Origin of the sequence: Pseudomonas sp. Root401 (genome assembly GCF_001425105.1) — a bacterium.
Classification (GTDB): Bacteria; Pseudomonadota; Gammaproteobacteria; order Pseudomonadales; family Pseudomonadaceae; genus Aquipseudomonas; species Aquipseudomonas brassicacearum.
The window spans coordinates 25,743-39,069 of record NZ_LMDO01000055.1 but is presented as its reverse complement, the minus strand read 5'-3'; the positions used below and the strand labels follow the sequence as shown (position 1 = coordinate 39,069).

Annotated in this window: 10 protein-coding genes; 1 reads left to right on the top strand and 9 read right to left on the bottom strand. The window is 59.0% G+C overall.

What is annotated here, in order from left to right:
* Positions 1-260 precede the first annotated feature (260 nt).
* The 9 genes from sucD to sdhC all read right to left on the bottom strand — a co-directional run bounded on the left by sucD (position 261) and on the right by sdhC (position 11,641).
* The gene (sucD, locus tag ASC85_RS26250) at positions 261-1,145 is read right to left on the bottom strand and encodes a succinate--CoA ligase subunit alpha (RefSeq protein ID WP_003179236.1); all 885 of its coding nucleotides are present in this window, start codon (positions 1,143-1,145) and stop codon (positions 261-263) included.
* Positions 1,145-2,311, bottom strand: a complete 1,167-nt coding sequence (gene sucC, locus ASC85_RS26245) for an ADP-forming succinate--CoA ligase subunit beta (RefSeq protein WP_003179235.1) — start codon at positions 2,309-2,311, stop codon at positions 1,145-1,147. Before sucC ends, sucD begins: the two co-directional genes overlap by 1 nt.
* A gap of 196 nt (positions 2,312-2,507) precedes the next feature.
* Positions 2,508-3,944, bottom strand: a complete 1,437-nt coding sequence (gene lpdA / locus ASC85_RS26240) for a dihydrolipoyl dehydrogenase (protein ID WP_057451966.1) — start codon at positions 3,942-3,944, stop codon at positions 2,508-2,510.
* 106 nt (positions 3,945-4,050) lie between these two features.
* Positions 4,051-5,274, bottom strand: coding sequence for a 2-oxoglutarate dehydrogenase complex dihydrolipoyllysine-residue succinyltransferase (gene odhB / locus ASC85_RS26235; protein ID WP_053163102.1), 1,224 nt, complete (start codon positions 5,272-5,274; stop codon positions 4,051-4,053).
* Positions 5,275-5,318: 44 nt separating this feature from the next.
* On the bottom strand, positions 5,319-8,150 hold the full coding sequence (locus tag ASC85_RS26230) for a 2-oxoglutarate dehydrogenase E1 component (RefSeq protein WP_057451965.1): 2,832 nt from the start codon (positions 8,148-8,150) through the stop codon (positions 5,319-5,321).
* Positions 8,151-8,412: 262 nt separating this feature from the next.
* Positions 8,413-9,117 (bottom strand): succinate dehydrogenase iron-sulfur subunit, encoded by a 705-nt coding sequence (locus ASC85_RS26225; protein WP_003204434.1) that lies wholly within the window; start codon positions 9,115-9,117, stop codon positions 8,413-8,415.
* A gap of 11 nt (positions 9,118-9,128) precedes the next feature.
* Positions 9,129-10,901: a succinate dehydrogenase flavoprotein subunit gene (gene sdhA, locus ASC85_RS26220; protein ID WP_003204436.1), complete on the bottom strand. Its 1,773-nt coding sequence runs from the start codon at positions 10,899-10,901 to the stop codon at positions 9,129-9,131.
* Between the two features lie 3 nt (positions 10,902-10,904).
* The gene (gene sdhD, locus ASC85_RS26215) at positions 10,905-11,273 is read right to left on the bottom strand and encodes a succinate dehydrogenase, hydrophobic membrane anchor protein (protein WP_003204438.1); all 369 of its coding nucleotides are present in this window, start codon (positions 11,271-11,273) and stop codon (positions 10,905-10,907) included.
* On the bottom strand, positions 11,267-11,641 hold the full coding sequence (gene sdhC / locus ASC85_RS26210; protein ID WP_003179220.1) for a succinate dehydrogenase, cytochrome b556 subunit: 375 nt from the start codon (positions 11,639-11,641) through the stop codon (positions 11,267-11,269). Before sdhC ends, sdhD begins: the two co-directional genes overlap by 7 nt.
* Before the next feature lie 365 nt (positions 11,642-12,006).
* Here sdhC and gltA point away from each other — a divergent pair, with 365 nt between their 5' ends.
* Positions 12,007-13,296, top strand: coding sequence for a citrate synthase (gene gltA / locus ASC85_RS26205; protein WP_014339589.1), 1,290 nt, complete (start codon positions 12,007-12,009; stop codon positions 13,294-13,296).
* Positions 13,297-13,327 lie beyond the last annotated feature (31 nt).

Genomic DNA, 13,327 nt, shown 5'->3' with positions numbered 1-13,327 from the left:
GCAAAAATGGCTGCTAGCCTAACGAATTTAGCGAGAAAACGCACTGTTAAGGGGCGAACTATCCGATGCGCGACGTCCCTGTGTCGCGTTTACGTATCTATTTTTCCTGCGCAGCCCCTGTGGCAAGGGCCTTTATCTGTGGAGCAAGCCTTGCTCCCACAGGGCCTTGTTCTCACAAAGCCTTGCTTCAACAGTGCCAGAAACGACAAAGGCCACCCGAAGGTGGCCTTTGTTGCTGGAACAAAAAAGTCAGCCGAAGCTTACTTCTTCATTTCCCAGCCAGTCAGCTCGGCCAGGGCCTTGCCGATGTCTGCCAGCGAACGCACGGTTTTCACGCCTGCGTCTTGCAGTGCAGCGAATTTCTCGTCTGCAGTGCCTTTGCCGCCAGAGATGATTGCGCCAGCATGGCCCATGCGCTTGCCCGGAGGAGCAGTCACACCAGCGATGTAGGAAACAACCGGCTTGGTCACGTTGGCCTTGATGTAGGCAGCCGCTTCTTCTTCAGCCGAACCGCCGATCTCACCGATCATGACGATCGCTTCGGTCTTCGGGTCTTCCTGGAACAGCTTCAGGATGTCGATGAAGTTCGAGCCTGGGATCGGGTCACCGCCGATGCCGACGCAAGTCGACTGACCGAAACCGGCGTCAGTGGTCTGCTTCACAGCTTCGTAGGTCAGGGTGCCGGAACGGGAAACGATACCGACCTTGCCTGGCAAGTGAATGTGACCTGGCATGATGCCGATCTTGCATTCGCCTGGGGTGATCACGCCTGGGCAGTTAGGGCCGATCAGGGTGATACCCAGCTCGTCGCACTTGACCTTGGCTTCCAGCATGTCGATGGTCGGGATGCCTTCGGTGATGCAGACGATCAGCTTGATGCCGCCGAACGCTGCTTCAAGGATGGAGTCCTTGCAGAAAGGAGCTGGAACGTAGATCACGCTGGCGGTGGCGCCAGTGGCGGCTACAGCGTCTTTCACGGTGTTGAACACTGGCAGGCCCAGGTGCTCGGTGCCGCCTTTGCCTGGTGTTACGCCGCCAACCATCTTGGTGCCGTATTCGATGGCTTGCTGGGTGTGGAAACTACCTTGCGAACCGGTAATACCCTGGCAGATAACCTTGGTGTCTTTATTGATCAGGACGCTCATTATTTGCCCTCCGCAGCTTTGACAACTTGTTGAGCAGCGTCGGTCAGGCTGGTAGCAGCGATGATGTTCAAACCGCTTTCTGCCAGTACTTTAGCGCCCAGCTCAGCGTTGTTGCCTTCAAGGCGAACAACAACCGGGATTTTCACGCCAACTTCTTTCACGGCGCCGATGATGCCTTCGGCAATCATGTCGCAGCGAACGATGCCGCCGAAGATGTTGACCAGTACTGCAGCGACGTTGGTGTCGGACAGGATGATCTTGAACGCTTCGGTTACGCGTTCCTTGGTAGCACCACCGCCCACGTCGAGGAAGTTGGCTGGCTTGCCGCCATGCAGGTTGACGATGTCCATGGTACCCATGGCCAGGCCGGCACCGTTGACCATGCAGCCGATGTTACCTTCCAGGGCCACGTAGTTCAGTTCGAACTTGGCAGCGTGCGCTTCGCGCGGATCGTCTTGCGACGGATCGTGGAAAGTCTTCAGTTTAGGCTGACGGTACATGGCGTTGGCGTCGATGTTGATCTTGGCATCGAGGCAGTGCAGGTCGCCGTCGGCCTTGATCACCAGCGGGTTCACTTCCAGCAGTGCCAGGTCGTGGTCCTGGAACAGCTTGGCCAGACCTACGAAGATCTTGGCGAATTGAGTGACCTGCTTACCTTCCAGGCCCAGCTGGAATGCCAGCTCGCGACCCTGGAATGGCTGTGCGCCAACCAGTGGATCGATGGTGGCCTTGAGGATTTTCTCAGGGGTATCGTGAGCGATTTTCTCGATGTCCACGCCACCTTCGGTGGAAGCCATGAACACGATACGACGGCTCGAACGGTCAACGACAGCGCCCAGGTACAGCTCTTTAGCGATATCAGTGCACGATTCAACCAGGATCTTGGTGACTGGCTGACCGTTGGCGTCAGTCTGGTAAGTCACCAGACGCTTGCCCAGCCACTGCTGTGCGAAGGCTTTGGCGTCTTCTTTGCTGCGAACCAGCTTGACGCCGCCCGCTTTACCGCGACCACCGGCGTGAACCTGGGCTTTGACAACCCATTCGCTGCCGCCGATTTTGTCGCAAGCTTCTGCTGCCGCTTCCGGGGTGTCTACCGCGTAACCGGTGGATACTGGCAGGCCGTACTCAGCGAACAGCTGCTTACCCTGATACTCGTGAAGATTCATGCTTATTACCGTCTTCGTTAGGTACTGCGCATTCGGTGCTGCACCGTTCTGGTGCCGCACCACCTGTGACTGCTGCTTGCGTAGCGTTCCGGTTAACCGGTTCGGCTACGCAAGGCTGCGTCCAGCGGATATTCCGCGGTGAGTCTTGCTCGCAAGGCTCACGACGGGCCAAACCGCCGTGGTTTCTTATTGTCTATTAACGCTTCTTGCGGTTGGCCACGTGGATGGCGCCGCCATTTACGGCCAGGGCCGCTTCGTGCAAGGCTTCGGACAGGGTCGGATGGGAGAAGACCATCATGCCCAGATCTTCAGCGCTGGTGCCGAATTCCATGCCGATCGCGCCTTGCTGTACCAGCTCGGCAGCGCTTGGGCCAATGACGTGAACGCCCAATACGCGATCCGTCTTGGCATCGGCGATGACTTTCACGAAACCACCGGTATCGTTGGCTGCCATGGCACGGCCACTGGCTGCAAACGGGAAGGTGCCGACGTTAACTTCAACGCCTTCGGCTTTCAAGGCCTGCTCGGTCTTGCCAACCCATGCGATTTCCGGGTGGGTGTAGATAACCGAAGGGATCAGGTCGTAGTTCATCTGGGCTTTGTGGCCCTTGATGCGCTCGACAACCATGATGCCTTCTTCGGATGCCTTGTGTGCCAGCATCATGCCGCGAACCACGTCACCGATGGCGAAGACGCCCGGTACTGCGGTTGCGCACTGGTCGTCGACGGCAATGAAGCCGCGCTCGTCGATTTCCACGCCGCTATCGGCTGCCAGCAGGTCGGTGGTCACAGGACGACGGCCGACCGCGACGATCAGCTTGTCGAAGGTGATGGTCTGTTCGCCGTTGGTGTCGGTGTAGGTCACTACGACTTCTTCGCCGTTGACCTTCGAACCGGTCACGCGAGCGCCCAACTTGATGTCCAGGCCCTGTTTGGTCAGGGTTTTCAGCGCTTCCTTGGAAACCGCGGTGTCAGCGGCCATCAGGAAGGTGTCGAGGGCTTCCAGTACGGTCACTTGCGCACCCAGGCGCGACCATACCGAACCCAGCTCGAGGCCGATCACGCCAGCGCCGATCACGCCCAGGCGTTTTGGTACGGTCTGGAATTCCAGGGCACCGGTGGAATCGACGATCACGTTCTGGTCGACCGGAGCCGGCGGAATGTCGATCGGACGCGAGCCTGGTGCCAGGATGACGTTTTCGGCTTCGATCACTTCAACCGAACCGTCTGGCTTGGTCACTTCGACTTTCTTGCCCATCAGCAGCTTGCCGTGACCCTGGATCGAGGTCACGCCGTTGGCCTTGAACAGGGTAGCAACGCCGGAGGTCAGGCCTTTGACGATGTTGGCCTTGCGACCGACCATCGCCGGCACGTCCATGGTCACGCCGGCGTGGTTGATACCATGGATCTTGAAGCCATCCTGCGCTTCGTGGAACTTCCAGGAGCTGTCCAGCAGCGCCTTGGAAGGAATGCAACCGACGTTCAGGCAAGTACCGCCGAGGGCCAGCTTGCCCTCCTTGTCGGTGTATTTCTCGATGCAGGCAGTGGTAAGGCCCAGTTGCGCAGCCTTGATGGCCGCTACGTAGCCGCCAGGGCCCGCACCAATCACTACCACGTCGAATTTCTGAGTCATAAAAGGTTCCTTTTAGCTGCAAGCTTCAAGCCGCAAGCTGCAAGTGGAAGCCGTCCTTGCTCGCTTTGAGCTTGAGGCTTGCCACTTGCAGCTTGCAGCTGCTTTTTTAAATATCCAGGAGCAGACGAGCCGGATCTTCAAGCAGGTTCTTGATGGTTACCAGGAACGTCACGGCTTCTTTGCCGTCGATCAGGCGGTGATCGTAGGACAGTGCCAGGTACATCATCGGACGAATCACGACCTGACCATTGATCGCCATCGGACGCTGCAGAATGTTGTGCATGCCCAGGATAGCCGCTTGTGGCGGGTTGACGATCGGGGTCGACATCATCGAACCGAATGTACCACCGTTGGTAATGGTGAACGTACCGCCGGTCATCTCTTCGATGGACAGCTTGCCGTCACGGGCCTTCTTGCCGAAGGTGGCGATGCCGCCTTCGATTTCGGCCAGGCTCATCAGTTCGGCGTTACGCAGTACCGGAACCACCAGGCCACGGTCGCTGGAAACAGCAACACCGATATCGGCGTAGCCGTGGTAGACGATGTCGGAACCGTCGATCGACGCGTTGACGGCCGGGAAGCGTTTCAGCGCTTCGGTGGCAGCCTTGACGAAGAACGACATGAAGCCCAGGCGTACGCCGTTGTGGGACTTCTCGAACAGATCCTTGTACTTCGAACGCAGGGCCATGACTTCGGTCATGTCGACTTCGTTGAAAGTGGTCAGCATCGCCATGTTCGATTGGGCTTCTACCAGACGCTTGGCCACGGTAGCGCGAACGCGGGTCATCGGAACGCGTTTTTCAACGCGGTCACCGGCAGCGAACACCGGAGCGGCAGCGGCAGGTGCGGCAGGCTTGGCTGGCGCGGCGGCCGGAGCGGCTTTCTTGGCGGCAACGGCTGCAACCACGTCTTCCTTGGTCACGCGACCACCCTTGCCGGTGCCGGCAACGGAAGCGATGTTGATGCCGTTCTCTTCAGCCAGCTTGCGCGCAGCAGGGGCAGCGACTGGATCGTCTTCGCCACCAGCGGCTGGCGCGGCGGCCTGGGCGGCAGCCGGTGCAGCAGCGGCGGCCGGAGCAGCAGCGGCAGCACCGCCTTCTTCGATCGAGCCCAGGACCTGGTTCGACAGAACGGTAGCGCCCTCTTCGGCAATGATTGCGCCCAGCACGCCGTCAGCTTCGGCCAATACTTCCAGCACGACCTTGTCGGTCTCGATGTCGACGATCAGGTCGTCACGCTTGACGGCCTCGCCTGGTTTCTTGTGCCAGGTGGCAACGGTGCCATCGGCAACCGATTCCGGGAATGACGGGGCTTTGATTTCGATAGCCATTATCTGTGGGTCCTTAAAATTCGGTTTCAGTCAGCGCGAAGGCGTTAAACAGTGAAGGCATCTTGCAGCAGTTTTTCCTGCTGCTCGGCGTGCATCGACGCATAACCACACGCAGGTGCAGCGGAAGCATCACGGCCGGCATATTCCAGGCCCAGGGCCTTGTTATGGTTGCCGATGCTGCGACGCAGGTGATGCTGGCTGCTGTACCAAGCGCCTTGGTTCATCGGTTCTTCCTGACACCACACCACATGGGTGAGGTTGGTGTAAGGCGCGATGGCCTCCATCAGGTCTTCTTCCGGGAACGGGTAAAGCTGCTCGATACGCACGATGGCGATGTCTTCGCGGCCTTCGGCACGACGTTTTTCCAGCAGGTCGTAGTAGACCTTGCCGCTGCACAGGACCAGGCGAGTGACCTTCGCCGCGTCCAGGGTGTCGATTTCCGAAATAACGGTCTGGAACGAGCCTTCGGCCAGATCCTCGAGCGTGGAGATCGCCAGTTTGTGACGCAGCAGCGACTTGGGTGTCAGCACGATCAGCGGCTTGCGCAGCGGACGGATGACCTGACGACGCAGCAGGTGGTAGATCTGCGCCGGAGTCGTCGGTACGCAGACCTGGACGTTGTGCTCGGCACACAGTTGCAGGTAACGCTCCAGACGTGCCGAAGAGTGCTCCGGCCCCTGCCCTTCATAACCGTGTGGCAACAGCATGGTCAGACCGCAGAGACGGCCCCACTTGTGCTCGCCGCTGGTGATGAACTGGTCGACAACCACCTGGGCACCGTTGGCGAAGTCGCCGAACTGGGCTTCCCAGATCACCAGCGCATTCGGCTCGGTGGTGGAGTAGCCATATTCGAACGCCAGGACGGCTTCTTCGGACAGCAGCGAATCGTACAGGTCGAAACGTGGCTGGCCTTTGTACAGGTGTTGCAGCGGGATGTGGGTGCTGGCGTCTTTCTGGTTGTGCAGCGCCGCATGGCGGTGCGAGAAAGTGCCGCGGCCTACATCCTGGCCGGTGATGCGCACAGGGTGACCTTCGAACGCCAGGGTCGCGTACGCCATGGTTTCGGCATAACCCCAGTTGATCGGCAGGCCGCCGGCTTGCATCTTCTGCCGGTCTTCGTAGATTTTCGCAACCTGGCGCTGAACCACGAAGCCTTCCGGGATTTCCAGCAGCTTGGCGGACAGTTCCTGCAGGGTCTTGAGGTCGAAACGGGTGTCGTGACGCGCGGTCCAGGCGTGGCCCAGGTACGGACGCCAGTCCACGAACAGCTCTTTGTTCGGCTCTTTGACCAGGCTTTTTACAACGTGCAGGCCGTTATCCAGGGCATTGCGATATTCATCGACTTTTTCCTGGACGCGCGCTGCATCCAGCACACCGCTCTGGGTCAGGCGTTCGGCATACAGCTCACGGGTGGTGCGCTGCTTGGCGATCTGCTGGTACATCAGCGGCTGGGTGCCGCTTGGCTCGTCGGCCTCGTTGTGGCCGCGACGGCGGTAGCAGACCAGGTCGATCACCACGTCGCGCTTGTACTGCATGCGGTAGTCGATGGCCAACTGGGTCACGAACAGCACGGCTTCCGGGTCATCGCCATTCACATGGAGAATCGGCGCCTGGATCATCTTCGCAACGTCGGTGCAGTACTCGGTGGAACGCGAGTCTTCCGGGTTGCTGATGGTGAAGCCGACCTGGTTGTTGATCACCAGGTGGATGGTACCGCCCGTCTTGAAGCCGCGGGTCTGCGACATCTGGAAGGTTTCCATGACCACGCCCTGACCTGCGAACGCAGCGTCACCGTGGATGGAAATCGGCAGGACCTTTTCACCGGTCGGATCGTTGCGACGATCCTGGCGAGCACGGACCGAACCCTCGACCACCGGGGAAACGATTTCCAGGTGGGATGGGTTGAAGGCCATGGCCAGGTGCACTTCGCCACCTGTGGTCATCACGTTGGACGAGAAGCCCTGGTGGTATTTCACGTCACCGGAACCCAGCTCGACCTTCTTCTTGCCTTCGAACTCGTCGAACAGCTCGCGCGGGTTCTTGCCGAAGGTGTTGACCAGCACGTTCAGGCGACCACGGTGGGCCATGCCGATGACAACTTCCTTGGTGCCGTAGGAACCCGAACGCTGGATCAGCTCGTCCAGCAGCGGGATCAGGCTTTCGCCACCTTCCAGGCCGAAACGCTTGGTGCCCGGGTATTTGGTGCCCAGGTACTTTTCCAGGCCTTCGGCGGCGGTGACGCGCTCGAGCAAGTGGCTCTTGATATCGGCGGAGTACGTCGGACGGCCGCGAACGCTTTCCAGACGCTGCTGGAACCACTGGCGCTGCTCGGAATCGACGATGTGCGTAAATTCAGCGCCGATGGTGCGGCAATATGTCTGCTGCAACGCTTCGTGAATTTCGCGTAGGCTCGCTTCCTCTTTGCCGATGAACAGGTCGCCGGCACGGAAGGTCGTATCAAGATCGGCATTGGTCAAGCCGTAGTGAGTGATCGACAGGTCTGCAGGTGCAGGACGCTGCCACAGCCCCAGCGGGTCAAGCTGGGCTGACTGGTGGCCACGCATCCGGTAGGCCTGGATCAGTCGCAGCACTTCAACTTGCTTCTTCTCGTGTTCACTGCTCACGCTGCCGGCAGACACCGGTTGAGCGCGGCGCTGGTTCTTTGCCAGCAACACGAAATGATCGCGAATCGTCGAGTGCGAAACATCAGTGGCAGAGTTACCGTCAGCCGGCAACTTCTGAAAGTAGGTGCGCCATTCTTCTGGCACAGCGTTAGGGTCGTGCAGGTAGAGCTCGTAAAGCTCTTCCACATAGGCAGCGTTACCACCGGAAAGGTGGGCACTGTTCCACATGCGCTGCATCACGCTTTCTTGCATGCTTGGTCACCCTCGATTAGGGGAACACCACCGGCGAAAACACCGAGCAAACTTGCAGAAGTCCGAGTGCAGCGACTAAAACAAGCCACTTAGGATCACGCTGATAGTCCGGGTACCAGCCCGGATGCCCCTGCTTGTCTCATTTCTTCAAAATAAGAACTGCCGCTTTGTGAGCGGCTGTTCTGGTTATAGCCATGACGCGGGTTGAAGCCCGCGCCCTGGCCTTTACGGGTACAACGGTCCTACGGGTACAGCAGCTGAATCAAACGCCGCTTTGCAGCAGCATGTTACGAATGTGACCGATGGCCTTAGTCGGGTTCAGGCCTTTTGGACAAACGTTGACGCAGTTCATGATCCCGCGGCAGCGGAATACGCTGAACGGGTCATCCAGCGAAGCCAGACGCTCGGACGTCTTGGTGTCACGGCTGTCTGCCAGGAAGCGGTACGCTTGCAGCAGGGCGGCCGGGCCCAGGAACTTGTCCGGATTCCACCAGAACGATGGGCACGAGGTCGAGCAGCAAGCGCACAGGATGCACTCGTACAGACCGTCGAGCTTCTCACGCTCTTCAGGAGTCTGCAGACGCTCGATGGCCGGAGCCGGCGTGTCGTTCTGCAGGAATGGCTTCACCTTCTCGTATTGCTTGTAGAAGATGCTCATATCGACGACCAGGTCACGGATAACCGGCAAACCTGGCAGTGGACGAACGATCAGCTTGTTGCCCTTGACCACGGCAGACAGCGGCGTGATGCAGGCCAGGCCGTTCTTGCCGTTGATGTTCATGCCGTCGGAGCCGCAAACGCCCTCGCGGCAAGAGCGACGATAGGAGAAACCCTCGTCCTGCTCTTTGATCAGGGCCAGCACGTCCAGCACCATCAGGTCTTTACCACCGGTATCGACCTGGAAGTCCTGCATGAACGGCGCAGCGTCCTGATCAGGGTTGTAGCGATAAACACTGACTTGCAACATAGCGGTCACCCTTAATAAGTCCGGACTTTTGGTTCGAAAGTCGGAACAGTCTTCGGCGAGAAGTTCACGGCACGCTTGGCGACGCGTTTTTCACCCGGGAAGTACAAGGTGTGGCACAGCCAGTTTTCGTCGTCACGGTCTTCGAAGTCTTCGCGGGCGTGGGCGCCACGGGACTCTTTACGCACTTCTGCGGCGATGGCGGTGGCTTCGGCCACTTCCAGCAGGTTCTGCAATTCCAGCGCTTCGATACGGGCAGTGTTGAACGCCTGCGACTTATCGTTGATCTTCACGTTGGCAATTCGTTCACGCAATTGCGCCAGCTGGGCGATACCCTTCTGCATGTATTCGCCGGTACGGAATACACCGAAGTAGTTCTGCATGCAGTTTTGCAACTCGCGACGCAGGGTCGCCACGTCTTCGCCTTCGGTACGCTCGTTCAGAGCGGACAGACGCGCCAGGGCGGCTTCGATGTTGGCGTCGGTGGCATCGTCATATTCGATACCGTCGGACAGCGCTTTTTCCAGGTGCAGGCCGGCAGCGCGACCGAAGACCACCAGGTCGAGCAACGAGTTGCCGCCCAGGCGGTTGGCACCGTGGACCGATACGCAAGCCACTTCACCCACTGCGAACAGGCCAGGGATGATTGCGTCCACGCCTTCGGCGTTCTGGGTGATTGCCTGGCCATGAATGTTGGTGGCAACGCCGCCCATCATATAGTGGCAGGTTGGAACTACTGGAACTGGCGCAACGACCGGGTCGACGTGAGCGAAGGTCTTGGACAGTTCGCAGATGCCTGGCAGGCGGCTGTGCAGCACTTCCTCGCCCAGGTGGTCGAGCTTGAGCATCACGTGGTCGCCATTCGGACCGCAACCGTTGCCGGCGATGATCTCTTTAACCATCGAACGGGCAACCACGTCACGACCGGCAAGGTCCTTGGCGTTCGGAGCATAACGCTCCATGAAACGCTCGCCGTGCTTGTTGATCAGGTAACCACCTTCACCACGGCAACCTTCGGTCACCAGTACACCGGCGCCGGCAATGCCGGTTGGGTGGAACTGCCACATTTCGATGTCTTGTACCGGCACGCCAGCACGCAGGGCCATGCCGACGCCGTCACCGGTGTTGATCAGGGCATTGGTGGTGGATGCGTAGATACGACCTGCACCGCCGGTCGCCAGTACGGTGGCCTTGGCGCGGATGTAGGTGGTTTCGCCGGTTTCGATGCAGATCGCGATCACACCGACGAAGGCGCCGTCCTGGTTCTTCACCAGATCAACGGCGTAGTACTCGTTCAGGAACGTGGTACCGGCTTTCAGGTTGCCCTGGTACAGGGTGTGCAGCAGCGCGTGACCGGTACGGTCGGACGCCGCGCAAGTACGCGCAGCCTGGCCGCCCTTGCCGTAGTCCTTGGACTGGCCACCGAACGGACGCTGGTAGATACGACCTTGCTCGGTACGCGAGAACGGCATGCCCATGTGGTCCAGCTCGAACACCGCGGCCGGGCCTTCCTGACACATGTATTCGATAGCGTCCTGGTCACCGATGTAGTCGGAACCCTTGACGGTATCGTACATGTGCCAGCGCCAGTCATCGTTCGGGTCGGCCGAAGCGATGGCGCAGGTGATGCCACCCTGGGCGGAAACAGTGTGCGAACGGGTCGGGAAAACCTTGGTGATCACGGCAGTCTTGTGACCGCCCTGTGCCAGTTGCAGCGCTGCGCGCATGCCGGCACCGCCACCACCAATGATGATGGCGTCGAAAGAAATCGTTGGAATGTTAGCCATGGATCAGATACCCCAGAGAATCTGCACACCCCAGACGAAGTAAGCGAACATCGCAACGCCGCATACTGCCTGGAAGAGGAAACGTACGGCAGTCGCCGACTTGCCGAACGCCATTGGCGTCAGGTAGTCGGTCGCGATGGTCCACATGCCGACCCAGGCGTGAGCGCCCAGTGCGACAAGTGCCAGCAGACTGAAGATACGCATCCAGTTGTTTGCGAACAGTTCATGCCATTGGGCGTAGCCCAGGCCTGGGTTTGCTACGACATATCCGATCAGGAAGATGAAGTAAGCCGCGAGAACGACCGCAGACACACGCTGCGCCATCCAGTCATAGAGGCCCGAACGCGAAAGGTTCGTGACGTTGGTTACCATATCCAGACTCCTGCCAGAACGATCAGCACCGCAGACACGGCGATAATGATTTTCGAGCCCAGCTTGCCGCCTTCCAGCGTCTCACCGATGCCCATGTCCATGATCAAGTGGCGCACACCGGCAACCAAGTGATACAGCAAGGCGGACAGGATGCCCCAAATCACTAGCTTGGCTAGCGGACTGGTCAGACACGCTTTCACCTGACCGAAGCCTTCTTCCGAATCGAGCGACTTGTCCAATGCATAAAGCATGATGGCCAGGCTGACGAAGAGGATGACACCGGAAATACGGTGAAGAATGGACGTGTAAGCAGTGACTGGGAGTTTGATGGTCCTTAGGTCTAGGTTTACAGGTCGTTGGCTTTTCACGGCTTTTTTTTCACACTGAAGAGCCCCTAACAATCAGGGCAAAGTTGTTGGGGCGCGCACTGGTCAGGTACTCACCACCCAGGGAGTGACGACCCCCAAGAAAGCAGGCCCAAAAGCCCCTGGCGGTCGGTGGCCGAGTATAGACAGTTAGGCTACTAATGACAACGCGTTCACCTTCCCCTAATAGCGCATTGCACATACAGCGCAAAAGGCGTAAACGGCAGGTAATTTCGCGGAAAAAGTCCGGTTAAAGCCTTCTGGAGCAAGACTTTAGGCAAATTGACTTTCGAATTTATCTCACTATAGTGGTGCGGGCCCTGCGTGGGGGGTCTGTCTGATGATTTCAAGCATTAATAGGAGGCCACATGGCTGACAAAAAAGCGCAGTTGATCATCGAGGGCGCAGCCCCCGTCGAGCTGCCCATTTTAACCGGCACCGTTGGTCCCGATGTAATCGACGTACGGGGCCTGACGGCCACGGGCCGTTTCACCTTTGACCCAGGTTTCATGTCGACTGCCTCGTGCGAGTCGAAAATCACCTACATCGACGGCGACAACGGCATCCTGCTGCACCGCGGCTACCCGATCGAGCAACTGGCTGAAAAATCGGACTACCTGGAAACCTGCTACCTGCTGCTCAACGGCGAGCTGCCAACCGCAGAGCAAAAGGCCCAGTTCGTCAGCACCGTGAAGAACCACACCATGGTTCACGAGCAGTTGAAGACCTTCTTCAACGGCTTCCGTCGCGATGCCCACCCGATGGCCGTCATGTGCGGCGTTGTCGGCGCCCTCTCGGCCTTCTACCACGACTCCCTGGACATCAATAATCCCCAGCATCGCGAAATCTCCGCGATCCGCCTGGTGGCAAAGATGCCGACCCTGGCAGCCATGGTCTACAAGTACTCCATGGGCCAGCCCATGATGTACCCGCGCAACGACCTGACCTATGCAGAGAACTTCCTGCATATGATGTTCAACACCCCGTGCGAGATCAAACCGATCAGCCCGGTGCTCGCCAAGGCCATGGACCGGATCTTCATCCTCCATGCCGACCACGAGCAGAACGCCTCCACGTCCACCGTACGCCTGGCCGGCTCCTCGGGTGCCAACCCGTTCGCCTGTATCGCCGCCGGTATCGCCGCACTCTGGGGCCCTGCCCACGGCGGTGCGAACGAAGCGGTACTGACCATGCTCGATGAAATCGGCGATGTCTCCAACATCGACAAGTTCATCGCCAAGGCCAAGGACAAGAACGATCCGTTCAAGCTGATGGGCTTCGGTCACCGGGTCTACAAGAACCGCGACCCGCGCGCCACCGTCATGAAGCAGACCTGCGACGAAGTGCTCAAGGAACTGGGGATCACAAACGATCCGCAACTCGAACTGGCCATGCGCCTGGAAGAGATCGCCCTGACCGACCCGTACTTCATCGAACGCTCGCTGTACCCGAACGTCGACTTCTACTCGGGGATCATCCTCAAGGCGATCGGCATTCCAACCAGCATGTTCACCGTGATCTTCGCCCTAGCGCGGACCGTCGGCTGGATCTCCCACTGGAAGGAAATGCTCTCCAGCCCGTACAAGATCGGCCGTCCGCGCCAGCTGTACACCGGCTACGAGTCGCGTGACATCACCCAGCTGGAAGACCGCAAGTAAGACCTGCCTTGCTATAGGTCCCAAGCTGCAC

Coding starts and splice junctions, on each gene's coding strand:
- sucD (WP_003179236.1), bottom strand. CDS start 1,145: ATGAGCGTCCTGATCAATAAAGACACCAAGGTTATCTGCCAGGGTATT.
- sucC (WP_003179235.1), bottom strand. CDS start 2,311: ATGAATCTTCACGAGTATCAGGGTAAGCAGCTGTTCGCTGAGTACGGC.
- lpdA (WP_057451966.1), bottom strand. CDS start 3,944: ATGACTCAGAAATTCGACGTGGTAGTGATTGGTGCGGGCCCTGGCGGC.
- odhB (WP_053163102.1), bottom strand. CDS start 5,274: ATGGCTATCGAAATCAAAGCCCCGTCATTCCCGGAATCGGTTGCCGAT.
- ASC85_RS26230 (WP_057451965.1), bottom strand. CDS start 8,150: ATGCAAGAAAGCGTGATGCAGCGCATGTGGAACAGTGCCCACCTTTCC.
- ASC85_RS26225 (WP_003204434.1), bottom strand. CDS start 9,117: ATGTTGCAAGTCAGTGTTTATCGCTACAACCCTGATCAGGACGCTGCG.
- sdhA (WP_003204436.1), bottom strand. CDS start 10,901: ATGGCTAACATTCCAACGATTTCTTTCGACGCCATCATCATTGGTGGT.
- sdhD (WP_003204438.1), bottom strand. CDS start 11,273: ATGGTAACCAACGTCACGAACCTTTCGCGTTCGGGCCTCTATGACTGG.
- gltA (WP_014339589.1), top strand. CDS start 12,007: ATGGCTGACAAAAAAGCGCAGTTGATCATCGAGGGCGCAGCCCCCGTC.